This is a genomic window from Actinacidiphila sp. DG2A-62 (assembly GCF_035825295.1).
In the GTDB taxonomy this organism is placed as follows: Bacteria; Actinomycetota; Actinomycetes; order Streptomycetales; family Streptomycetaceae; genus Actinacidiphila.
Genome location: NZ_JAYMGI010000002.1, coordinates 4427586 through 4450174, shown reverse-complemented (window position 1 = coordinate 4450174; position 22589 = coordinate 4427586). Strand labels below are relative to the sequence as shown.

The 22589-nt window shown below is 72.0% G+C and carries 17 protein-coding genes and 3 pseudogenes; 9 read left to right on the top strand and 11 right to left on the bottom strand.

What is annotated here, in order from left to right; all coding sequences use genetic code 11:
• Positions 1-431: 431 nt before the first annotated feature.
• From VSR01_RS19880 to dnaA, 5 genes and pseudogenes are all read right to left on the bottom strand, one after another.
• Positions 432-1019: a DUF721 domain-containing protein gene (locus VSR01_RS19880; RefSeq protein ID WP_442785494.1), complete on the bottom strand. Its 588-nt coding sequence runs from the start codon at positions 1017-1019 to the stop codon at positions 432-434.
• Positions 1016-2178 (bottom strand): annotated as a pseudogene (gene recF, locus VSR01_RS19875) (DNA replication/repair protein RecF). Before recF ends, VSR01_RS19880 begins: the two are co-directional and overlap by 4 nt.
• 86 nt (positions 2179-2264) lie before the next feature.
• Complete coding sequence (gene gnd / locus VSR01_RS19870; RefSeq protein WP_326450537.1) at positions 2265-3182, bottom strand: phosphogluconate dehydrogenase (NAD(+)-dependent, decarboxylating); 918 nt, start codon at positions 3180-3182, stop codon at positions 2265-2267.
• 75 nt (positions 3183-3257) lie between these two features.
• On the bottom strand, positions 3258-4388 hold the full coding sequence (dnaN, locus tag VSR01_RS19865) for a DNA polymerase III subunit beta (RefSeq protein ID WP_326450536.1): 1131 nt from the start codon (positions 4386-4388) through the stop codon (positions 3258-3260).
• A gap of 814 nt (positions 4389-5202) precedes the next feature.
• A complete protein-coding gene (dnaA, locus tag VSR01_RS19860) occupies positions 5203-7248 on the bottom strand; it encodes a chromosomal replication initiator protein DnaA (RefSeq protein ID WP_326450535.1) in 2046 nt (681 codons plus the stop codon).
• A gap of 414 nt (positions 7249-7662) precedes the next feature.
• Between dnaA and rpmH the strand changes: the two genes are divergently transcribed.
• The 9 genes and pseudogenes from rpmH (at position 7663) to VSR01_RS19815 (ending at position 14324) form a co-directional block, all read left to right on the top strand.
• Positions 7663-7800 (top strand): 50S ribosomal protein L34, encoded by a 138-nt coding sequence (rpmH, locus tag VSR01_RS19855; RefSeq protein WP_003975051.1) that lies wholly within the window; start codon positions 7663-7665, stop codon positions 7798-7800.
• A 27-nt stretch (positions 7801-7827) separates the two neighbouring features.
• Positions 7828-8228, top strand: a pseudogene (rnpA, locus tag VSR01_RS19850) (ribonuclease P protein component).
• A complete protein-coding gene (gene yidD / locus VSR01_RS19845) occupies positions 8225-8542 on the top strand; it encodes a membrane protein insertion efficiency factor YidD (protein WP_326450534.1) in 318 nt (105 codons plus the stop codon). The pseudogene rnpA and the gene yidD overlap by 4 nt, the downstream one beginning before the upstream one ends.
• A 2-nt stretch (positions 8543-8544) precedes the next feature.
• On the top strand, positions 8545-9705 hold the full coding sequence (gene yidC / locus VSR01_RS19840) for a membrane protein insertase YidC (RefSeq protein ID WP_326450533.1): 1161 nt from the start codon (positions 8545-8547) through the stop codon (positions 9703-9705).
• Between the two features lie 15 nt (positions 9706-9720).
• Positions 9721-10239 (top strand): Jag family protein, encoded by a 519-nt coding sequence (locus VSR01_RS19835; RefSeq protein WP_326450532.1) that lies wholly within the window; start codon positions 9721-9723, stop codon positions 10237-10239.
• A 131-nt stretch (positions 10240-10370) separates the two neighbouring features.
• Positions 10371-11111, top strand: coding sequence for a 16S rRNA (guanine(527)-N(7))-methyltransferase RsmG (gene rsmG, locus VSR01_RS19830; RefSeq protein WP_326450531.1), 741 nt, complete (start codon positions 10371-10373; stop codon positions 11109-11111).
• A gap of 283 nt (positions 11112-11394) precedes the next feature.
• A complete protein-coding gene (locus tag VSR01_RS19825; RefSeq protein ID WP_326450530.1) occupies positions 11395-12534 on the top strand; it encodes a ParA family protein in 1140 nt (379 codons plus the stop codon).
• Positions 12531-13631: a ParB/RepB/Spo0J family partition protein gene (locus VSR01_RS19820; protein WP_326450529.1), complete on the top strand. Its 1101-nt coding sequence runs from the start codon at positions 12531-12533 to the stop codon at positions 13629-13631. Before VSR01_RS19825 ends, VSR01_RS19820 begins: the two co-directional genes overlap by 4 nt.
• A gap of 75 nt (positions 13632-13706) precedes the next feature.
• Positions 13707-14324, top strand: coding sequence for a GNAT family N-acetyltransferase (locus VSR01_RS19815; protein WP_326450528.1), 618 nt, complete (start codon positions 13707-13709; stop codon positions 14322-14324).
• 133 nt (positions 14325-14457) lie between these two features.
• On the opposite strand, the gene trxA is transcribed toward VSR01_RS19815, so the two are convergent.
• From trxA to murJ, 6 genes and pseudogenes are all read right to left on the bottom strand, one after another.
• A complete protein-coding gene (trxA, locus tag VSR01_RS19810; protein WP_326450527.1) occupies positions 14458-14787 on the bottom strand; it encodes a thioredoxin in 330 nt (109 codons plus the stop codon).
• Positions 14788-14852: 65 nt separating this feature from the next.
• Positions 14853-15803, bottom strand: coding sequence for a thioredoxin-disulfide reductase (trxB, locus tag VSR01_RS19805; RefSeq protein WP_326450526.1), 951 nt, complete (start codon positions 15801-15803; stop codon positions 14853-14855).
• Between the two features lie 128 nt (positions 15804-15931).
• Positions 15932-16906 (bottom strand): hypothetical protein, encoded by a 975-nt coding sequence (locus VSR01_RS19800; RefSeq protein WP_326450525.1) that lies wholly within the window; start codon positions 16904-16906, stop codon positions 15932-15934.
• A pseudogene (gene sigM / locus VSR01_RS19795) lies at positions 16903-17627 on the bottom strand (RNA polymerase sigma factor SigM). The gene VSR01_RS19800 and the pseudogene sigM overlap by 4 nt, the downstream one beginning before the upstream one ends.
• A gap of 195 nt (positions 17628-17822) precedes the next feature.
• Positions 17823-19520 carry a protein kinase family protein gene (locus tag VSR01_RS19790; RefSeq protein ID WP_442785689.1) on the bottom strand — a complete coding sequence of 566 codons (1698 nt, stop codon included), beginning with the start codon at positions 19518-19520 and terminating at the stop codon, positions 17823-17825.
• A gap of 505 nt (positions 19521-20025) precedes the next feature.
• Positions 20026-22578, bottom strand: coding sequence for a murein biosynthesis integral membrane protein MurJ (gene murJ / locus VSR01_RS19785; protein WP_326450523.1), 2553 nt, complete (start codon positions 22576-22578; stop codon positions 20026-20028).
• Between the last annotated feature and the right edge of the window lie 11 nt (positions 22579-22589).

Sequence of the window (22589 nt, the reverse complement as noted above, 5' to 3'; positions counted from 1 at the left end):
CGCGGCCCCAGCCCCCGAACCGCTCACACGGGCGTCCAGGGCTTCCGGCTGTCAACCCCCGGCTACTGTGAGCAGGGGCACCGGTGTCCCCTTCGCCACACGCCGCTCACCTGTGCGTTCTCCGCCCCGTCCGGCCCCGTCTGGCTCTGCCTGGCATCGCCGGCCCCCGCCGCGCGCCGCGCCGCCCGGTCGCCCGCCGCGGTTCCGGCGGCGCGGGGGCGCGCGGTCGGGAGTGCGCGGACGGTACGGGTCCCGGCCGGCGGCGGTCGTACGACGGTCGTATCGCCGTACGCGCCCGGGGTGGCCGGTTCCGGGCACGTACGGCGGCGGTACTCGGGGGCCTGCGGGGACGGGCTGGCGATGGTCTCCGGAGCCGGGCGCGCGGGCGGCCGGGCTGGTCGACCGGGCGCGGTCGCGGCCGGTCGGGCCCGTCAGCCGTAGGTGTCGCCGGGGCCGCGGCTGCCGGGGGCGCGCAGTCTGCCGTAGGAGCGGGTGGGCGCGGCCGGACCGAGCACCTTGATCAGCTTGACCGTGCCGTGTCCGAGGTCGGCGTTCAGCCGGGCGACCAGCGTCGGCGCGAGCAGCCGCAGCTGGGTGGCCCAGGCGGTGGAGTCGCACTGGACGGTCAGCACCCGCGCGTCCTCGTCGTAGCGGTCGGGCGAGCAGTGCAGCGCGACCTCGGGGCCCACCAGCTGCGGCCAGCGGCCCATCACCCCGCCCACCGCGGCCGGGGCCTCCCAGCCGCGCTCGGTGATCAGCCGGCTGATGGCCGCGCCGAGCGTCAGCGGGTCCCTGCCGTCCGCGCGCGCGCCGCTGCGCAGGCCGCCGCGCCTGGCCTGCTTCTTCTGCGCCGCCGCCGCGCCCCGGGCGCGGGCCTGCTCCTTCGCCGCGCGCAGCGCGACCCGGGCGAGGTCCACACCGGAGCCGCCGGAGACGCCGGAGCCGGCCGGGCTGCCGGGACCCGCGAGACCGCCGGGACCTGCGGGGATGCCCGGCCGGCCGGGTTCCTGGTCGCTCACAGCCGCTCCACCTTCCCCTCCCGCACGCCGTAGCGCGTGCCGGTCAGCACGTCCGGCACGTCGTCGTCCACCGCCGCGGTGACCAGCACCTGCTCGCCCGGCGCGACCAGCTCGGCCAGCCGCACCCGGCGGCGCTCGTCCAGCTCGGCGAAGACGTCGTCCAGCACCAGCACCGGTTCGCCCCCGTCGGCGCGCAGCAGCTCGTAGGAGGCCAGGCGCAGCGCCAGGGCATAGGACCACGACTCGCCGTGGCTGGCATAGCCCTTGGCCGGCATCGGCCCCAGCTTCAGCACCAGATCGTCACGGTGCGGCCCCACGAGCGTCACACCGCGCTCGATCTCCTGCCGGCGGGCCTCGCCCAGCGCCGCCAGCAGCGCGGCGTACAGCTCCTCGCGGCCGGCCCCGCCGCGGCGCCGCTCTCGCCGAGCGAGCCGCGGTAGTCCAGGGCGACCGGGCCGCCGCCCGGCGCCAGCTGCTCGTACGCCTTGTCGGCCAGCGGCTGCAGCGCCGCCACCAGGTCCAGCCGCTGGGCCAGCAGCTCGGCGCCGGCCCTGGCCAGGTGCTGGTCCCACACGTCGAGGGTGGACAGGTCGCCGCCGCCGGTACGCCCGCCGGGGCCGGCCGCGGCCCGCGCGCCGTGCCGACGGGCCATCGCCGCGGACTTCAGCAGGGTGTTGCGCTGCTTGAGCACCCGCTCGTAGTCCCCGCGCACCCCGGCCAGCCGCGGGGTCCGGGCGATGACCAGCTCGTCGAGGAACCTGCGCCGCTCGCCCGGGTCGCTCTTGACCAGTGCCAGGTCCTCGGGCGCGAACAGCACGCTGCGCACGATCCCCAGCACGTCACGCGGACGGACCTGGGACGAGCGGTTGATCCGGGCGCGGTTGGCGCGGCCGGGGTTGATCTCCAGCTCGACCAGCTGCTGCCGGTCGCCCTGCACCACCTGGGCACGCACCACCGCGCGCTCGGCGCCCATCCGCACCAGCGGCGCGTCCGCCGCGACGCGGTGACTGCCGAGGGTGGCCAGGTAGCCGACCGCCTCGACCAGGTTGGTCTTGCCCTGGCCGTTGGGACCGACGAACGCGGTGACGCCCGGGGTGAGCGGGACCTCGGCCCGGGCGTAGGAGCGGAAGTCGGCGAGCGACAGGTGCGCTACGTGCATCGCGTGCTGTGGCGCTGGGCGCGCCGACCTCCCTCTGTGCTGCCCCGGCGGGGCCCGGCCGGGGCCGGGCCCGCTGCCGGTCCGGACTACTCGGCGGCGGTGACCGCGTGGCCGCCGAACTCGTTGCGGAGCGCGGCGATCATCTTCATCTGCGGCGAGTCGTCCTGGCGCGAGGAGAAGCGGGCGAACAGCGACGCGGTGATCGCCGGCAGCGGCACCGCGTTGTCGATCGCGGCCTCCACGGTCCAGCGGCCCTCGCCGGAGTCGTCGGCGTAGCCGCGGAGGTTCTCCAGGTGCTCGCTCTTGTCCAGCGCGTCGACGGCCAGGTCCAGCAGCCAGGAGCGGATGACGGTGCCGGACTTCCAGGAGCGGAAGACCTCGCGCACGTCGGTGACCGAGTCCACCGCCTCCAGCAGCTCCCAGCCCTCGGCGTACGCCTGCATCATCGCGTACTCGATGCCGTTGTGGACCATCTTGGCGAAGTGGCCGGCGCCGACCCGGCCGGCGTGCACCGCGCCGGAGTCGCCCTCGGGCTTGAGCGCGTCGAAGATCGGCTGCGCCTTGGCGATGTCCTCGGCCTTGCCGCCGTACATCAGCGCATAGCCGTTGGCCAGGCCCCAGACGCCGCCGGAGACGCCGCAGTCGACGAAGCCGATGCCCTTGGCGGCCAGCTCCTCGGCGTGCTTCTCGTCGTCCGTCCAGCGCGAGTTGCCGCCGTCGACCACCAGGTCGCCGGGGGAGAGCAGCTCGCCCAACTGGTCGATGGTGGACTGGGTGGCCTGGCCGGCCGGGACCATCACCCACACCACGCGGGGTGCGGGCAGCGCGTCCACCAGCTCCTTGAGGCTGTGGACGTCGGCGAGGTCCGGGTTCCGGTCGTACCCGACGACGGTGTGGCCGGCGCGGCGGATGCGCTCGCGCATGTTGCCGCCCATCTTGCCGAGACCGATGAGACCGAGCTCCATCACTGACCCTTCGTTCGAAGCGTTCGACGCGTGCGGCATGGCAGACCCGTGCGAGTCCGGTCCATGACCGGTACCTGACCTAGGACGAGCCTACGTCGGCCGCCCGCCGGGGCCTCAACCGGACAGGCGGACCGGCATGATCAGGTACTTGTACGCGTCGTCGGCCTCCGCGTCGACCGCGGGACGGCCGCTGAGCAGCGCGGGCTTGGTGGAGGTGGTGAAGGACAGCTGGGCCACCGGCGAGTCGATCGCGCTCAGGCCGTCCAGCAGGAAGGTCGGGTTGAAGGCGATCGAGATGTCGTCGCCCTCCAGGGTGGCGTCGACCCTTTCCACAGCCTGTGCGTCGTCGCTGGACCCGGCCTCCAGGGTCAGCACGCCCTGCTCGAAGCTCAGCCGGACCGGCGTGTTGCGCTCGGCCACCAGCGCGACGCGCTTGACGGCCTCGACGAAGGGCGCGGTCTCGATCACCGCGACGCTGGCGAACTCGGTCGGGAACAGCGTGCGGTACTTGGGCAGGTCGCCTTCGAGCAGCCGGGTGGTGGTGCGGCGCCCGGCGCCCTCGAAGCCGATCAGGCCCTCGCCCGCGCCGGAGCCGGCCAGCGCGATCGAGACGGTGTCGCCGCTGGTCAGCGACTTGGCGGTGTCCAGCAGGGTCTTGGCGGGGACGAGCGCGACGGCGGACATGTCGGCCTGCTCGGGCTTCCACAGGAACTCGCGGACCGCGAAGCGGTAGCGGTCGGTGGCGGCCAGGGTGACCGTGTCGCCCTCGATCTCGATCCGCACGCCGGTGAGCACCGGCAGGGTGTCGTCGCGGCCGGCGGCGATGGCCACCTGGGCGGCCGCGGCGGCGAAGACCTCGCCGGGCACCGAGCCGGAGGCGGTGGGCATGGCGGGCAGCGCCGGATACTCGTCCACAGGCAGTGTGTGGAGGGTGAACCGCGAGCTGCCGCAGACGACGGTGACGCGCACGCCGTCGGTGGAGATCTCCACCGGGCGGTTGGGCAGCGCCCGGGAGATGTCGGCGAGCAGCCGGCCGGAGACCAGGACGGTGCCCTCGTCGTCCACCTCGGCCTCGACCGACACGCGGGCGGAGACCTCGTAGTCGAAGCCGGAGAGGCTGAGCTTGCCGTCCTCCGCCTTCAGCAGCAGCCCGGCGAGCACGGGCACCGGGGGACGGGCCGGGAGGCTGCGGGCTGCCCAAGCCACTGCCTCGGCGAGTACGTCGCGCTCCACCCGGATCTTCACCGGAACCGCCTCCTGCTTGTTGCTGGCTGTCGGGGACCAGTCTGACGTACCGGACCGACAGTCGCTGCGGGTTGGCGTCAAGCCGTGACACGCGCCGCGGGCGGCTCCGGGGCGAGTTGTGCACAGGCCCCGCTTCGAAGCTTGATCCCCGCTCTCTACGTGTAGCAGTAGTAGTAGGGGTTGTGGATCCCGTGGATAACCCATTCCACCGCAGGTCAGGCCCGGTTTTTTGTCCACCGCGCCTGTGGACGGGGCCTGTGGGCGAACAGGGCCTCCTGTGGACGGCGGAAAGTTGTGCACACCTGATTCACAGGGCAGGGCCGGTTGTCCCCAGCTGCGTCCCCAGATTTACCCAGGTTCTCCCCAGGCCAACCCACCTCGTCAGTGTGACGCCTTTCACTCCCGCGGGGGACAGAGGGCATTTCGTTGCCGAACAGTGGACAAAGATGTGGAGAAGTGGGCCCTGCCTGTGCACAACTGCCGTCATCCTGTGGGTGATCGACTCGTTCCTGTGGACGGCCGGTCGAGGGCCTCCGAACCGTCCACAAGCTGTGGACGACGGTTGCCCACATATCCCCAGGCCGCTGAGCTGGGCCGGGAGCCGCCACGGCGGCCCGCCTGTGGAGGGAATCGGGACAACTTCGGTGTCCCCAGGGTGTGGACGAGCAAAACGCCGCGATCCTGTGGAGAACGGCACGGCGGCGCGCGGTAATCGAACAGGCGGGTGTGCACCGGACAGGGCACCGGACACGGCACCGGCCCGCGGCGCACGGGGCGCGGCGGGCCGGGGAGGGCGCGGAGGAGCGTCGAGGGCTCAGCTCTTGATGCGGTTGGTCAGCTCGGTGACCTGGTTGTAGATGGACCGGCGCTCGGCCATCAGCGAGCGGATCTTGCGGTCGGCGTGCATGACCGTGGTGTGGTCCCGGCCGCCGAAGAGCGCGCCGATCTTGGGCAGCGACAGGTCCGTCAGCTCGCGGCACAGGTACATCGCGATCTGCCGCGCGGTGACCAGCACCCGGCTGCGCGAGGAGCCGGACAGGTCGTCCACCGCCAGCCCGAAGTACGCGGCGGTCTCCGCCATGATCGCGGTGCCGCTGATCTCCGGCACCGAGTCCTCGCCGCCGGGGATCAGGTCCTTGAGCACGATCTCGGTCAGCTGCAGGTCGACCGGCTGCCGGTTGAGGCTGGCGAACGCGGTGACGCGGATCAGCGCGCCCTCCAGCTCGCGGATGTTGCGCGAGATCCGCGACGCGATGAACTCCAGCACCTCCGGCGGCGCGTTCAGCTGCTCCTGCACCGCCTTCTTGCGCAGGATCGCGATCCGGGTCTCCAGCTCGGGCGGCTGGACGTCGGTGATCAGACCCCACTCGAAGCGGTTGCGCAGCCGGTCCTCCAGGGTGATCAGCTGCTTGGGCGGCCGGTCGGAGGAGAGCACGATCTGCTTGTTGGCGTTGTGCAGGGTGTTGAAGGTGTGGAAGAACTCCTCCTGCGTCGACTCCTTCTGCGCCAGGAACTGGATGTCGTCGACGAGCAGGATGTCCATGTCCCGGTACCGCTTGCGGAACGCGTCCGCCTTGCCGTCCCGGATGGAGTTGATGAACTCGTTGGTGAACTCCTCCGAGCTGACGTAGCGCACCCGGGTGCCCGGGTAGAGGCTGCGCGCGTAGTGCCCGATGGCGTGCAGCAGGTGCGTCTTGCCCAGGCCCGACTCGCCGTAGATGAACAGCGGGTTGTACGCCTTGGCCGGCGCCTCGGCGACGGCGACCGCGGCCGCGTGCGCGAAGCGGTTGGACGCGCCGATGACGAAGGTGTCGAAGAGGTACTTGGGGTTCAGCCGCGCGGTCGGCTCGACGGCGCCGGTCGAGCCGCCGGAGCCGCCGGAGCCGCCGGACGAGCCGGGCCCGCCGGGAACCCCCGGACCGCCGGGGCGGCCGTCGCGCGGGTCGCGGTGGTCCTGAGCGTCGCGGTGGTCGCGCGGATCACGATGGTCCTGGTGAGCCTGGTGACCCGGCATCCCCGGGGACGGCTCGGCGGACCGGGCGCCCGGCAGCTGTGGACCGAGCTGCTGGTAGCCCGACGGCCCGGACCCGTAGACCGGGCCCTGGTGGCCGTTGTGCTGCGGCCCGCCGTGCTGGGGTCCCTGTTGGTGCGACGGCAGGTCCGGCCGGCGCGGTCCCTGCTGGTGCGGTACGGACGAGTAGCCGCCGTCGCCCGGCTCGGGGCGGTAGCGCAGCTCGCGACGGTCGTCGTAGGCGTCGCGGTCGCGGGCGTCGTACGGCTCGCGCCCGGTGTAGACGCCGGGCTCCGGCGCGCCCCAGTTGCCCAGGCGCGGCTGCTGCCAGTCCTCCGGGTCGGCGCGGCGGCCCTGACCGGGGCGGTCGGCGTGGTCGATCCGCTCGGCGTGGTCGATCCGGTCGCGGTCGCCGTGGTCGGGGTACGCCGGGCGCATCCGCGGGCCCGGATCGGGGTCCTGGCGGGCGCCGTCGGACAGGTCGGGGCCGAGCCGGTGCTCCTGCGGGGCCGGCGCCGAGGAGAGGGGGGCCGAAGGGGAGGCGGCGGAGGACGGCGGGGGCGGGGCCTGCTCCTGGTCGCCGCCGGAGGCGACGGCGATCGCGATGCCCACCGAGTGACCGAACTCACGGCTGAGCACATCGGTGATCAGCGGCAGCAGCCGGCCCTCCAGGACGCTCTTGGCGAACTCGTTGGGCGCCGAGAGCACCGCGGTGCCGGCCACCAGGGCCAGCGGCTGGGTGCGCTTGAGCCACTCCGCGTCCTTGGGCTTGAGATCCTCGCTCTCCACCAGCAGTTTCTGCAGGACCCGCGGCCACACTGCGGCAAGATCGGCAGTCACGTCGGCCACGGTTGCACGCTCTCTCGGTCGTCTGTCGGTGCTGAGAACTCCCGCGAACGTGTGGTCCTCCAGTCACGCGGCTCCGCCGGCGGACCGGCACGGAGTCCAGCCACGGTAGTCACGGCGAGAGGCGCGGTTCAAGTCGTTGTCCACAGGGTGTGTACAAATGGCGGAGCGCGCGCGGGGGCGGCCGGGAGCGGGTTTGACCGGACGCCCCGGCCGCACGTACCGTATCGAGGTCGAGTTGTCGATGGCTGCTGCCGCCTGCCTACTGATGGGCGAAGATCGTCCGGAAGGCTCCGGGTGATCGTCAAAGCGGTACACCCGACAGGTCCGCGAGCTTCTCGTGGGCGCACGGTGACAGCCAACGGTGACAGCCAGGCGACGCACCCCGCCGGACCCGATCTTTTCTGGAGCCCCCGAGTGAGCAAGCGCACCTTCCAGCCGAACAACCGCCGCCGCGCGAAGACCCACGGCTTCCGTCTGCGTATGCGCACCCGCGCCGGCCGCGCCATCCTCGCGACCCGTCGCAGCAAGGGCCGCGCCCGTCTGTCCGCCTGATCGCCCCGGCTTTCATCGGATCATGCCGTGCTGCCCACCGAGAATCGGCTGAGGCGGCGACAGGACTTCGCGGAGGCGGTTCGCCGCGGACGCCGAGCGGGCCGCCCGCTGCTGGTCGTCCACCTGCGCCGCGACGCCACGGACCCGCATGCGCCAGGGGGAGTACGTCTCCCCCGGCGCGTGCGGGTTTCGTCGTGAGCAAGGCGGTCGGCGGCTCGGTCCAGCGCAACCTGGTCAAGCGCCGACTGCGTCATCTGATGCGGGACCGCATGTCGCTGCTGCCCCCCGGTAGCCTTGTGGTAGTACGCGCGCTGCCCGGCGCGGGCAGCGCGGCCCATGCACAGCTTGCCCTCGACCTGGACGCCGCACTGCAACGGCTGCTGGGCCGTGACACCCATGGCGACGCCGAGGGGAGGGTGGCCCGATGAAATACCCGCTGCTGGCACTGATCAAGCTGTACCAGTGGACGATCAGTCCGCTGCTCGGTCAGGTTTGCCGTTACTACCCCTCGTGCTCGCACTACGGGTACACGGCCATCGACCGGCACGGAGCGATCAAGGGCACCGCGCTGACCGCGTGGCGCATCCTGCGGTGCAACCCCTGGTCGCCCGGCGGCGTGGACCACGTCCCGCCGCGCAAGCGACCGCGATGGCACGAACTGCTGCGCCGCTACCTGCGGGGCGGCTCCGACGGGCCCGTCACGCCCGAGCCCACCGGACCCTCTCACGCCCAAGGAGCCTGACCGTGGGGATCTTGAACCCCATCTATGACGCCGTCTCGTGGATCATCGTCCAGTTCCACTCCTTCTACGGCCTGATCTTCGACAAGGACAGCGGCTGGGCGTGGGGTCTGTCCATCGTCTCGCTGGTGGTCCTGATCCGGACCGCGCTGATTCCGCTGTTCGTCAAGCAGATCAAGTCGACGCGGAACATGCAGGTGCTCCAGCCGAAGATGAAGGCGATCCAGGAGCGCTACAAGAACGACCGCCAGAAGCAGTCGGAAGAGATGATGAAGCTGTACAAGGAGACGGGTACCAACCCGCTCTCCTCGTGCCTTCCGATCCTGGTGCAGTCGCCCTTCTTCTTCGCCCTCTACCACGTGCTCAGCAACGTGGCGAAGGGCAAGCCGGTCGGCGTCATCCACGAGAACCTCGTCCAGAGCGCGCAGTCGGCGCACATCTTCGGCGCCCCGCTGCCGGCGAAGTTCATGGACAGCTCGGCCACCCTGGCCCACCTCGGCACCACCCACACCGAGGTCCGCATCGTCACGATCATCATGATCGTCCTGATGTCCGCGTCGCAGTTCTACACCCAGCGCCAGCTGATGACGAAGAACGTGGACATGTCCGTGAACACGCCGTTCATGCAGCAGCAGAAGATGCTGATGTACGTGTTCCCGGTGATCTTCGCGGTCTTCGGCATCTTCGCCCCGGTCGGCGTGCTGGTCTACTGGCTGACCACCAACGTGTGGACGATGGCCCAGCAGATGGTGGTCATCCGGCGCAACCCGACCCCCGGCAGCCTGGCGTTCAAGCAGCGGCAGGAGCGGCTGCGGGCCAAGGGCAAGCTGGTCGAGCCGGTCGAGGAGGTCAAGGCCCGCGAGGCCGTCGAGGCAGCCCGCGCCAACCGCACCCAGCCCAAGCGGCAGACCAAGTCCCAGCGCTCCGGTGGCGGCGCGGCGGCGGGTGCCGGCGCGGCGGCCGGCTCCGGCGCTTCGGGTGCGCAGCAGCGGTCCGGTGGCGCCCCCAAGGCGTCCGGTGCCTCCAAGGCGTCCGGTGCCTCCAAGGCGTCCGGCGCTTCCAAGGCGTCCGGCGCTCCCCGGGCCGGTGCGCCGAGGGCCGGCAAGGCGGGCGCTCCCAAGGCCGGCGGCAAGGGCAAGCCGACCAACCTGTCGAAGAAGAAGTAAGAGGAGAGTCCTGGCGTGAGCGACGTCAACACCGGCACGGCATCCGACAGCGGTACGCCCGCGACGCTGACCCGGCTGGAGCAGGAGGGCGAGATCGCCGCGGACTACCTGGAGGGTCTGCTCGACATCGCCGACCTCGACGGGGACATCGACATGGACGTCGAGGGCGAGCGCGCGTCCGTCTCGATCATCGGCGACTCCGCGAGCCGCGACCTGAACAAGCTGGTCGGCCGGGACGGTGAGGTGCTGGAGGCGCTTCAGGAGCTGACCCGGCTGGCAGTGCACCGGGAGACCGGTGAGCGCAGCCGGCTCATGCTGGACATCGCGGGGTTCCGTGCCCGCAAGCGGGCCGAGCTGGCCAAGCTCGGCGCCGAGGCAGCGGCCGAGGCCAAGGAGACCGGCCTGCCGGTGAAGCTGGACCCGATGACGCCGTTCGAGCGGAAGGTCGTGCACGACGCGGTCGCCGCCGCCGGACTGACCAGCGAGTCCGAGGGCGAGGAGCCCCAGCGCCGGGTGGTCGTCCTCCCGGCCTGACCGGTCGAGCGGGCCGCCGGCCCGATCACGTGTCGGCCCCGTCTGTACGCAGACGGGGCCGAGCCTTGCAGAGCCCCAGCCCGCAAGACCGCCGGAACGCCGGAGAAGGCGCCGGAGAGAGGACGCCCCCCGTGACCGAGGCAGCAGCGGAGCTTCCGGCGCCGCCCCCGCAGGCGGCCGCCGTCTTCGGCGACCGGTTCGCCGACGTGGTGCGCTACGCCGAGCTGCTCGCCGACGCCGGGGTGCAGCGCGGGCTGATCGGTCCGCGCGAGGTGCCCCGGCTGTGGGAGCGGCACCTGCTGAACTGCGCGGTGCTCTCCGAGGTGATCGACCGCGAGGTCTCGGTGTGCGACGTCGGCTCGGGGGCCGGGCTGCCCGGCATCCCGCTGGCGCTGGCACGTCCGGATCTGGAGATCACCCTGCTGGAACCGCTGCTGCGTCGTACCACCTTCCTGGAGGAGGTGGTACGTCTGCTGGGGCTGTCCAACGTCACGGTGGTGCGGGGGCGCGCCGAGGAGGTACTGGGGAAGCTGGCCCCGGTCGACGTGGTGACCGCGCGCGCGGTGGCGCCGCTGGAGCGGCTGGCCGGCTGGGGGCTGCCGCTGCTGCGGCCGCACGGCGAGATGGCCGTGCTGAAGGGGGACACCGCGGAGGACGAGCTGAGGGGCGCGCGAGCTGCGCTGGGCAGGCTCGGCGCGGTCGACGCCACGGTGGTCCATGTCGGCGAGGGCGTGGTGGAACCGATGTCGACCGTGGTGCGGGTGCTGGTCGGCGAGAGCCCCGGCGGTGTCCGGGCCGCCACCCGCCGGGCCAAGGCCGCGCGGGCGGACCGCGCCGCCAGGCACAACAACGGTGGTCGCAGGCGTCGCTGACGACGCGTCGGCCGGTGATCCGGTCCGTGGACGACCTCTACGCCATCCCCATGGCCCGATATGCGCATTTCGGAGTGTCTCCGGACATAGTGGTGCGGCGCTGTGCATCGTGTTCCACGTGAAACGTCGCTCGCTGCTTCCCGGAGTCCTCAGCCGAGGTCGCGCCGCGGCCGAGGCGCGGGCCAACAAATCCACCAAGCCGACCGGTTCCGGTTCCCGTTCTCACGATTCCCGCGATTTATCCACAGGTGGGCCGGGCTCGCTGGTTCAGCACCCCTCGGACATGGCAGGCTCTTCTCATAGCGAGCCTGAAGTCGAGGAGAGTGAGTCCTTGCGGTCCGACGCCAACATCGCGGGGCCGATGGCCGATCCGGTCCCCGGTCCCCGATCCGCTGATTCAGCCGGGGGACCCCTGTCCGGGCCCCCGGGGTTCGGTGGCGATGTTCCACGTGAAACATTGCCACCCATGGACGACACCCCCATCGGTCGCGCTGCCCAGTTGGCCGTCGAAGCGCTGGGACGTGCGGGTGAGGGGCTGCCCCGGCCTGCGCAGACACGGGTGATGGTGGTCGCCAACCAGAAGGGCGGCGTGGGGAAGACGACCACGACCGTGAACCTGGCGGCGTCGCTGGCGCTGCACGGCGGCCGGGTGCTGGTGATCGACCTCGACCCACAGGGCAACGCGTCCACGGCGCTGGGGATCGACCACCACTCCGAGGTCCCGTCCATCTACGACGTCCTGGTGGAGAGCAAGCCGCTCTCGGACGTGGTCCAGCCGGTCGCCGATGTGGAGGGCCTGTTCTGCGCGCCCGCCACCATCGACCTGGCCGGCGCCGAGATCGAGCTGGTGTCCCTGGTCGCCCGGGAGAGCCGGCTGCAGAGGGCCATCGAGTCCTATGAGCAGCCGCTGGACTACATCCTCATCGACTGCCCGCCCTCCCTCGGCCTGCTCACCGTCAATGCCCTGGTCGCCGGCGCCGAGGTGGTCATCCCCATCCAGTGCGAGTACTACGCGCTGGAGGGCCTGGGCCAGCTCCTGAAGAACGTCGACCTGGTCCGCGCACACCTCAACCCCAAGCTCCACGTCTCCACCATCCTGCTGACGATGTACGACGGCCGTACCCGGCTCGCGTCGCAGGTCGCCGAGGAGGTCAGGACGCACTTCGGGAAGGAGGTGCTGCGGACCAGCATCCCGCGGTCGGTCCGCATCTCGGAGGCTCCGAGCTACGGCCAGACCGTGCTCACCTACGACCCCGGTTCCAGTGGCGCCCTGTCCTATCTGGAGGCGGCCCGGGAGATGGCCCTGCGCGGTCTGCCGAGTCAGGTGGCGGTCGAGTACGACCCGCAGTTCGACCCCGCGCAGGACGACCAGCAACAGCAGCACGCGCACAACCAGCACAGCATGTCGGAGGGGAACCAGTGAGTGATCGACGCAGAGGGCTCGGCCGTGGTCTCGGCGCGCTGATCCCTGCCGGACCGCCGTCGGCGGGCGCCTCCACGGCGACCGGCCCGGTGCTCCCCTCGGAACGCGGTGTCGCCGCGGCCAAGGTGGCCGGTCTGACCGAGCGCAAAGCCGCCGAGCCCTCCGCGCCGGTGGTGGACATCCCTGTTTCACGTGAAACAGAGCCGGACGTCTCCGCCGTCAGGGCCCCGGTCAGCGGAGCCTATTTCGCCGAGCTGCCGCTCGACGTGATCACGCCGAACCCGCGCCAGCCCCGTGAGGTCTTCGACGAGGACGCCCTCAACGAGCTGATCGTCTCCATCAAGGAGGTGGGTCTGCTCCAGCCGGTGGTCGTCCGCCAGATCGGCGGTGACCGCTATGAGCTGATCATGGGCGAGCGGCGCTGGCGTGCCTGCCGGGAGGCCGGCCTGGAGCGGATTCCCGCGATCGTCCGTGCCACGGACGACGAGAAGCTGCTCCTGGACGCCCTCCTGGAGAACCTGCACCGCGCCCAGCTGAACCCGCTGGAGGAGGCCGCCGCCTACGACCAGCTGCTGCGGGACTTCGCCTGCACCCACGAGCAGCTCGCCGACCGGATCGGCCGCTCCCGCTCCCAGGTGTCCAACACGCTGCGGCTGCTGAAGCTGTCCGCTCCGGTGCAGCGCCGAGTCGCGGCGGGTGTGCTGTCCTTCGGACACGCACGGGCCCTGCTCGCTCTGGAGGAGGCGGAGGATCAGGACAAGCTGGCCCACCGGATCGTCGCCGAGGGTCTGTCGGTGCGCGCGGTCGAAGAGATCGTGACGCTGATGAACAGCAACCCGCAGCCCGCACGCAAGACCGCCGCTCCCCGCGCCGGCCGCCGGGTGTCGCCGGCGCTCACCAACCTCGCCACCCGGCTGTCCGACCGCTTCGAGACCCGTGTGAAGGTCGACCTTGGCCAAAAGCGGGGAAAGATCGTCGTGGAATTCGCCTCGATAGAGGATCTGGAGCGCATCCTGGGAGCGATGGCCCCCGGTGAAGGGCGAGTCCTCGAAAGCCGGCTCGAAGACGACGACGAGTCCGAGGACGAGGCCGAGTGACAGACGGCACCCCGGTGCGATCGCCGGGGTGCCCGAGGGCTGTTCGGATCGCGACAGAGATGGGGTCTCGGCTCGATGGGACGTCGGCTCGTACCGCTCACCCTCGACAATCTTCCGGATCTCCCGAAGCCGTGCCGGCGGTGCGTCTTCTGGGAGCTGGACCCGGTCAGCGGTGAAGCGGCGGTCCAGGCCGGCAAGCCCGAGCTGGAGAAGGAGTCCTGGATCTCCGCGGCGCTCCTGGAGTGGGGATCGTGCGGCCGGGTGGTCTATGTGGACGAGGTGCCGGCCGGCTTCGTGCTCTACGCCCCCGCGGCCTATGTGCCGCGCTCCCTGGCCTTCCCGACGAGCCCGGTCTCCCCTGACGCCGTCCAGCTGATGACCTCCCGGGTGCTCCCCGGCTACCAGGGGCAGGGGCTCGGCCGGGTGCTGGTGCAGACCGTCGCCAAGGATCTGGTGCGGCGGGGCTTCAAGGCGATCGAGGCGTTCGGGGACGCCAAGTGGTCCACGCCCTCGTGTGTGCTGCCCGCCGACCATTTGACCGCGGTGGGCTTCAAGACGGTCCGCCAGCATCCCCGCTACCCCCGGCTGCGGCTGGAGCTGCGGTCGACCATCTCCTGGAAGGAAGACGTGGAGATGGCGATCGACCGGCTGCTCGGCGCGGTGCAGAAGGAACCCGCGCTGCGCCCGCTGTGACAACGGCGAAGGGCGGGCGATGTTCCACGTGGAACATCGCCCGCCCTTCGCCGTTGCGGGTACTGCGGGTACTGCGGGTACTGCGGACGACTCGTGCCGATGACTTGCGCGGACGACCCGTCGAGCGGGATCGTCAGCCGATGAAGTCGGCGAGGTCACGCTCCAGGGCGGCCTTCGGCTTGGCGCCGACGATGGTCTTCACGACCTCGCCGCCCTTGTAGACGTTCATCGTCGGGATGGACATCACGCCGTACTTGGCGGCGGTGACGGGGTTCTCGTCGATGTTCAGCTTGACGATGGTGATGTCGTCGGCGTGCTCCGCGGCGATCGCCTCAAGGGACGGGGCGATCTGGCGGCACGGGCCGCACCATTCGGCCCAGAAGTCCACCAGCACGGGCTTGTCGCTGGCGAGCACCTCCTCGGCGAACGTCGCGTCGGTCACGGGCTTGGTGTTGCCGGCCACTGCACTCTCCTCGGATCTCGAAACGGGCTGACTCGGTGGTGGGGACGGAAAGTCTGGAAGGGCGGTCAGGCGGTCTTCTCGGTGTCGGACAGCGCCGCCAGGTAGTGCTCGGTGTCCAGCGCGGCGGCGCACCCGGTGCCGGCCGCGGTGATCGCCTGCCGGTAGGTGTGGTCCACGACGTCTCCCGCGGCGAAGACGCCGGGGATGTTGGTCCGGGTGGTCGGCGACTGCACGACGAGGTAGCCCTCGGCGTCCAGGTCGAGCACGCCCTTGAACAGCTCGGTCCTCGGGTCGTGGCCGATCGCGATGAACAGGCCGGTGACGGGCAGCTCGGAGGTCTCACCGGTCTTGGTGTTGCGCAGCGTCAGACCGGAGAGCTTGCCGTCGCCGTGGATCTCGGCGACCTCGCTGTCCCAGACGAAGGAGATCTTCGGGTTGGCGAAGGCCCGCTCCTGCATCGCCTTGGACGCGCGGAGGGTGTCCCTGCGGTGCACGATCGTCACCGACTTGGCGAACCGCGAGAGGAACGTCGCCTCCTCCATCGCGGTGTCGCCGCCGCCGATCACGGCGATGTCGTGCTCCCGGAAGAAGAAGCCGTCACACGTGGCACACCACGAGACGCCGCGACCGGAGAGCTGGTCCTCGTTGGGCAGGTTGAGCTTGCGGTGCTGGGAGCCCGTGGTGACGATGACGGCCTTCGCCTTGTGCACGGTGCCGGCGGAGTCGGTGACGGTCTTGATGTCCCCGGTCAGGTCCACCGCGACGATGTCGTCCGGGATGAGCTCGGCGCCGAACCGCTCGGCCTGGGCCCGCATGTTGTCCATGAGGTCCGGGCCCATGATGCCGTCGCGGAAGCCCGGGAAGTTCTCCACGTCGGTGGTGTTCATCAGGGCGCCGCCCGCGGTCACGGAGCCTTCGAACACCAGAGGCTTGAGAGAGGCACGTGCCGTGTAGAGCGCCGCGGTGTATCCCGCGGGACCCGAGCCGATGATGATCACGTTACGGACGTCGCTCACGGGTGGTTTCCTCGTCTCTGCGAACTGCTTGGGGGCCCTGGCTGGACTCTCGTCCTGCCTAACGGATACTACGGGTCCCGCATTCCCCGAGGGCCGAGCCGCTCACGCACGCGCGCCGGAGCGCCGGGTCACCGCGCGTAGGTGCTCCGGAAGAGAACCGTTCCCGGCGCGGCCGGCGTGCAGGAGGCGTTGACCACGAAGGCGTCGACCCGGGAGCTGTCCGCCGGGTGCGGCAGGACGAGGAGGTACGCGTCGACGCCCTGGAAGACCTCGCGCTCGGAGGCGATCGGCTGCTGGGCACGGTGCGTGGCACTCAGCACGCACGCCGGCACGGCGGTCGGGCCGGCCGGCGCCACGTCCGGATGCGGCGTCTTGCTCAGCATCGGCGAGTTGCCGCGGTCGGTGGCGGCGCCGTCCTGACCCGGCTGCTGAGCCAGCAGCGCCCGTACCGAGGACGCGACGGAGTCGGCGGAACCGGCGCTCGCTCCCGCCTGGGTCTTGGCGGTGGAGCTGTCCGTCTGCGCGCCGTTCGACGACGACCCCCCGGCCTCGACGATGCCGTAGACGACTCCGCCCAGCGCCAGGACGGCCGCCGCGTACCCGCCGGTGAGCAGGGCCCGGCGGCGGCGTGCCCCCCGGCCGCCGTGACCGCTGCGCGTCGAGCCCGTGCGCCCGGGCCCGGCCGCCCCGGTCGGCCCGGTCGGCCCGGTCGGCGCGGTCCGCGCGGTCGGCGCGGCCGGCCGTCCGCCGGGAGCGCCGGTGCCGGCGCCGGTCGATGTTTCACGTGGAACATGCGCGAGCGTCGACTCGGGGGCGGTCTCCGACGCCGCCGCCGGCGCTCGGTCGCCGCTCGCGTCGAGGACCGTCTCCGCGGCGAGCGCCGCGTCGATCCGCGCGGCGACATCAGCCGGCATGGGCTCCGACGGAAGCGTGCCCAGCAGCCCCCGGAGCTCCTCCAGGGAGACCACGACGTCCGCACACAGTCCGCAGCCGTCCACGTGCGCGCGGACGACCGCCTCGCGCTCGGCCGGCAGCAGGCCCTCGGACCAGTCGGAGAGCTCCGAGACCTCGGGGTGCGGGCCCTGGCCCGTGGTCGACGTCATCGGTGTGCACCTCCGCTCTGATCCGATCCCGTCTCTGGGACGGATGTCCCCTCCGTCCGGTTCCTTCCCCGCGCGGGATCACCGTTCTCCGCCGGCGCGGGTCCGTCCCCGGTTCGGCGGGCGACCGGATCGGCCGCGGGCGGGGTGGCGTCCCGTCGCAGATGGGCGAGGAGCGGCAGCAACCGCGCCCGGCCGCGGGCACACCTGCTCTTCACCGTGCCGGCGGGGACGTCCAGCACCTCGGCCGCCTCCGCCACCGGATAACCCTGCATGTCGACCAGCACCAGCGCGGCCCGCTGCTCGGGCGGCAGCGTGGCGAGCGCCGCCAGCAGCTCCCGGTGCAGCTCCCCCGCTCGGCCGGCGCCTCCGCCGACTCGTGCGGCTCCATCAGAGCCTCGAAGTTCTCCTCGTCGGCGACCGGGGCGGTCCGCCGGGAGGCGGCCCTGCGGGCCCGGTCGAGGCAGGCGTTCACGGTGATCCGGTGCAGCCAGGTGGTCACGGCCGACTGACCGCGGAAGGTGTGGGCGGCCCGGAACGCCGACACCAGAGCGTCCTGCACGGCGTCCGCCGCCTCCTCGCGGTCCCCGAGTGTGCGCAGGGCCACGGCCCACAGCCGGTCCCGGTGCCGCCTGACCAGTTCCCCGAAGGCGTCCGGATCGCCCGCGACATGCCGCGCGAGCAGCTCGGCGTCGGCTACGCCGCCGAGCGGGTTCTCCTCCAAGGCCGGCTCCCCGGTTCCGTGCACGCTGGGCGAACGTGTCGGGCCCCAATCGCGCCCACATGCTATCCCCGCGGTGATGGCGCCACAACGAAGGTCCGCACCGCAAGGAACCGGCTCCCCAGGACGGGGGCGGGACGTGCGTGGGGGGCCGGGCGGGACCCGGCCCCCATTGAGGCACGCGTACCGGGACCGGGCTCAGCCGGCGAAGGAGACCTCTTCGAGCCCCTGCTTGTACCCCGCGTCGGAGTACTGGTCCGCGTCCGAGTGCGGGAGGGCGGTGAACCAGACGACGACGTAGCGGGTCGCCTGCGGCGCCTTGACCGAGATCCTGATCGTGTTGCTGGTGCTCTCGGCGCTCCCGAGCTTCGTCATCTGCGACAGCGGGGTCGAGGTGGAGAACGACGACGCCGCGTACAGGGTGACCGAGGTGTGGTCGCCCGGGTAGAGGACGTCCAGCTCGGCGGAGCGGACCGTCTGCCGCGAGCCGAGGTCGTAGACCACACCGACACCCGGCTTGTACGGCGCCAGCGTCGGTCCTCCGTGGTACGACTTCGTCCGCCAGTAGGTGGAGGGGTCCTTGTCGTAGGTGGTCCCGACGTTGTCGGAGTTCTGGAAGGCGCCGTCGAGGGAGAACTCCTTGGCGTCCGCGATGGTGATCGGCTGGGGAGCGGCCGACTGCGTCGGGTTCCCCCCGGCCTTCTGTCCCGTGGTCGGCGGGGTCTTGGTCGACTGGTCCTCGCGGGACTTCAGCGCGTCCGCGAGCTGCCAGCTGCCCAGCCCGATGGCGACGATCACCAGGGCGGACACCGCCCACTTCAGCGCGCGCCCGGTGCGGCCGGGCAGGGCGGGCGGCGGCGCCGGCACCGGGGCGGGGGCGCGGGTGGCGCCCCGGGGCTGCGGCGGGGGCGGCTGGAACGCGGTGGGCTGGTAGACCGGCGGCGCCTGCTCCGGCGGCCGGATGCGCGGCACCGCGGCGACCGCCTTGGCGAGCTCCTCCGGCGTGGTGCACGGCGGCTCCTCGCGGGAGGCCGTCGCGCCGTCGTTCACCAGGGCGCGGATGGCGACCTCGGACAGACCCCGGTGCACGCCCGCGCGGACCTGGTCGGGGGCGACCAGACCGACGCCCTTGGGCAGCCCGGTGAGACCGTGCGCGTCCTCCTCGTACGGCCAGCGCTGGGTGAGGGAGGCGTAGAGCAGCGCACCGATCGCCTCGGTGTCCTGGCGCTGCGGGCGCTCCGAGCTGAGGCCGCGCAGCGCGGCGGCGACCGCGAGGCCGCGGATGCGGTACTGCCCGGAGACGGTGCGCAGCACGGCCCCGGGGTCGAGCCGCAGGTGCGCCAGGCCCTCGCGGTGCGCCGCGGACATGCCCTGGGAGACCTGGCTGACCATCTGGTACGCCTCGTGCGGCTCCAGCGGCCCGGCGGCCAGCAGGTCGGCCAGCGAGACCGCGTCGGGCAGCCACTCGTGGATGACGTAGACCAGGTCGTTCTCCTCGACGGCGTCGAGGACCTGGACGAAGCGGGGATCGCCGAGCAGCGCGGCGGAGCGGGCGGCGGCCAGCACGGCACGGGAGCGCTCGTGGTCGGCGGGCAGGATGTGGATGCCCACCGCCCGGCGCAGCTTCTCGTCCACCGCGCGCCAGCTGCTGAAGCCGTCGACGCGGGTGACGCACTCCTCCAACTGGTAGCGGCGCGCGAGCTTGTGACCGCTGTGCAGCTCCCGCACCGCCGCCTTGGCCGCAGCCGCGGGCTTCTCGGTGGCGCCGGGCTTCGTGGCGCTGCCGGGCTTGGCGGCGGTGCCGGGCTTCGTGGCGGTGCCGGGCTTCTCGTCGACGGCGGGCTTCGCGGTGACGGCGGGCTCCTCCAGCGTGTCGAAGGCGTCCAGGGACGCCATGGGCTCGGTGGCCTCCGGATCTCCCGGCGTCGCCTTCCCGCTCCCGCCCGTGCCACTCCCGGTCTTCTCGGCCGTCCCGGTCTTCTCGGGCTCGCCTGCCTTCTCGGGCGTCCCGGCCTCGTCGTCCGTGTCGCTCCCGGCGCCTTCGTCCTCGCGCGCACCCTCGGGCCTGTCCTGGGGCTTGTCCTCCTGACCGTCCCCCGCGCCGACGGGTCCGCTGCCGCTGGTCTGGTCGTCCGTCGTCCCGCCGTCGGATGTGGCGCCGCCCTGCTGGACGGCGGGCGACCCCTCGCCGCCCTCGTTGGCCACTCCGACGGCGGCCGTGCTCCGATCCGCCACCGTCGTTCCTGCCTCCCCATCCATTGCGCGATCCCACATCAACCCGAAGGCACCGAAGGCACCGAAGACGCCGAAGACAATTGTGCCCGCACTCCTGCTCTATGCACGACACACGGTGGGGCGTGAAGGTTGCGCGGCACGCGCCCGGGAAGGCCGCGCCTGCCCCTCAGCGGCCGAGCCGGCCCCTGACCATGCCCATCATCGCGGTCATCTCCTCGATCCTCATTCGCTTGGCCGCGGCCACGAACAGGCCGAGCAGCAGCACGCCGCCGACCACCAGGGCGGCCAGCGCGCCCACCGGGCCGCTGCCGAGCGAGTGGGTGATCACGTAGACCGCGATGCCGGCGACGATCGAGGCGGGGACGCAGGCGCCCGCCAGACGGGCGTAGGTCCGCAGCACCCGGCGGCCGTCCAGATCGCCGCGCAGCCGCCCGCGCAGCCGCTTCGCCGCCACCCGCACGCCCACCGCGTAGGCCAGCCCGTAGGAGAAGGCCATGCCGACCACGGCCCAGCGGGCCGGCAGGGTGAGGAAGCACAGCGCCGAGGCCGCCGCGTTGACGACCGCGACGACCACCGTGTTGTAGAAGGGCGTCCGGGTGTCCTCGAAGGCGTAGAAGCCGCGCAGGATGACGTACTGGGCGGAGAACGGGATCAGGCCGACGCCGAAGGCCATCAGGATGAAGCCGATGTTGCGCGCCGACTCCGCGCCCGTGCTGGCGTACAGCAGCGCGCACATCGGCACGCCGAGCGCCAGGAAGGCGAAGGCGGCCGGCACGATCGCCACCGCCGAGGTGCGCAGCCCGTAGGAGATGTCGTCGCGGACGGCGGTGATGTCGCCGTCGGCGGCCGCCCGCGAGATCCGCGGCAGCACCGCCGCCATCACCGAGACGGTGATGATGGCCTGTGGCATCTGCCAGATCAGCAGGGCGTTGTTGTACGCGGTGATGCCGGTGCCCTGGTAGCCGCTCTTGTCGGCGTCGGCGCCCGCCCAGGTGGCCAGCTGGGTGACCACGATCAGACCCGCCTGGTTGGCCAGCACGAAGAAGAACGTCCACTTGGCGAGCTTGGCGGCCTTGCCCAGGCCGTGGCCGCGCCAGTCGAACCGCGGCCGGAACCTGAAGCCCGCGTCCCGCAGGTAGGGCAGCATCGCCAGCGACTGGACGACCAGGCCGAGCAGCGTGCCGATGCCCAGCAGCCGGGTGCCCTCGGGCGTGATGGTCGTCGCGTCCATCCGGGTGGTGCTGTAGGGGCCGTAGACCCAGATGAACATCAGGAAGGTGAAGATCACCACGACGTTGTTCAGGACCGGGGTCCACATCATCGCGCCGAACCGGCCGCGCGCGTTGAGCACCTGGCCCATCACCACGTGCACGCCCATGAAGAAGATGGTCGGCAGGCAGTAGCGGGCGAAGGCGATGGCCACGTCGTAGGTGTCGGGATTGGCCGCGATCTTCGCGGACATCAGCCGGATCAGCAGCGGCGCGCCGACCACCGTGATCGCGACGATGCCGCCGAGCACCACCATCACGACGGTCAGCAGCCGGTTGGCGTACGCCTGGCCGCCGTCGTCGTCGTCCTTCATCGCGCGCACGAGCTGCGGCACGAAGACCGAGTTCAGACCGCCGCCGATGGTGAGGATGTAGATCATCGTCGGCAGGGTGTTGGCGACGGCGTAGGAGTCGCCGAGGGTGGCGACGCCGATCGCCGCGGCGATCACCAGGGTGCGGACGAAGCCGGTCACACGTGAAACCAGGGTGCCGGCGGCCATCAGCGCGCTGGACTTCAGGATGCCGCCGGCCCGCCCGGCGGGCGCCTGCTGGACGGCGGGCATCTGCCCGGTGCCGTCCTGTGGCACCGGCGGCATCGTGCCGGTCGCCGGACCCGCGTCGAGCCCCTCGTCCGGGCCGCCGGGCGGCTGCTGGTACGCGCCGGGCCGCGGATCGGCGTAGCCGGGCTCGGCGTACTGCTGCCGGCCGCCCTGCTCCTGCCCGTAGTCGGGGCCGAGGTACTGGCCGCCCTGGTAGTACACCGGCGGGCCGTACGCGGGCTCGCCGTAGACCGGCTCGGAGAAGCCGGTGCCGGTGTTGTCCCACGCCTGGTAGGTCTGCCCCCAGCCCTGGTACTGCGGGTAGGCGGCATAGTCCTGCTGCGGCTGCTGGAAGTACCCCTGCCGCGGGTCCTGCTGCCGCGGCTGGTCGTACTGCTGCTGTCCGTACGGCGCCTGCGGCGTCTGCTGCTGCGCTGCCTGGTACTGCTGCGGATCGGCGTACTGCTGCTGCGGGTCGGCGTACTGCTGCGGGGGCGGCGGCTGGTAGTGCTGCTCGGGGTACTGCCCCGGGTCCTGCGGACCGCCGCCCGGCTGCCGCTGGTCGCGGAAGAGGTGCTCATACGCGTCGTACTGCGGGTCCTCCGGGCGAGCCTGACCGACCAGTCCGTCCACGCCGACGTAGCGGGTCGACGGATCGTCGCCGTACGGCGTCTGCGGGTACGCCCCCTGCTGCCAGTGCCTGCCCCCGTCCGGTGACGGCGGGGGCGGCGGGTGCGCGGCGCGGTCGTACAGCGCCTCGCCCACCGGGTCCTGCGCCGCCGGGTCCTGCTGCTGGTACGGGTCGTAGGCGTAGGTGTTCTGCAGGTACGGGTCGGGTGGCGTGGGACGCTGCTCGGGCGTGGGAGGCACCTGGCCCGCAGAGTCGCGATCACCGTCATACGGCGCGTTCATCAGTGCCCCAC

Coding starts and splice junctions, on each gene's coding strand:
- VSR01_RS19800 (WP_326450525.1), bottom strand. CDS start 16,906: ATGACGTCGACCACGGGCCAGGGCCCGCACCCCGAGGTCTCGGAGCTC.
- VSR01_RS19815 (WP_326450528.1), top strand. CDS start 13,707: ATGGGACGTCGGCTCGTACCGCTCACCCTCGACAATCTTCCGGATCTC.
- VSR01_RS19825 (WP_326450530.1), top strand. CDS start 11,395: ATGGCAGGCTCTTCTCATAGCGAGCCTGAAGTCGAGGAGAGTGAGTCC.
- yidD (WP_326450534.1), top strand. CDS start 8,225: ATGAAATACCCGCTGCTGGCACTGATCAAGCTGTACCAGTGGACGATC.
- murJ (WP_326450523.1), bottom strand. CDS start 22,578: ATGAACGCGCCGTATGACGGTGATCGCGACTCTGCGGGCCAGGTGCCT.
- gnd (WP_326450537.1), bottom strand. CDS start 3,182: ATGCCGCACGCGTCGAACGCTTCGAACGAAGGGTCAGTGATGGAGCTC.
- VSR01_RS19790 (WP_442785689.1), bottom strand. CDS start 19,520: ATGGCGTCCCTGGACGCCTTCGACACGCTGGAGGAGCCCGCCGTCACC.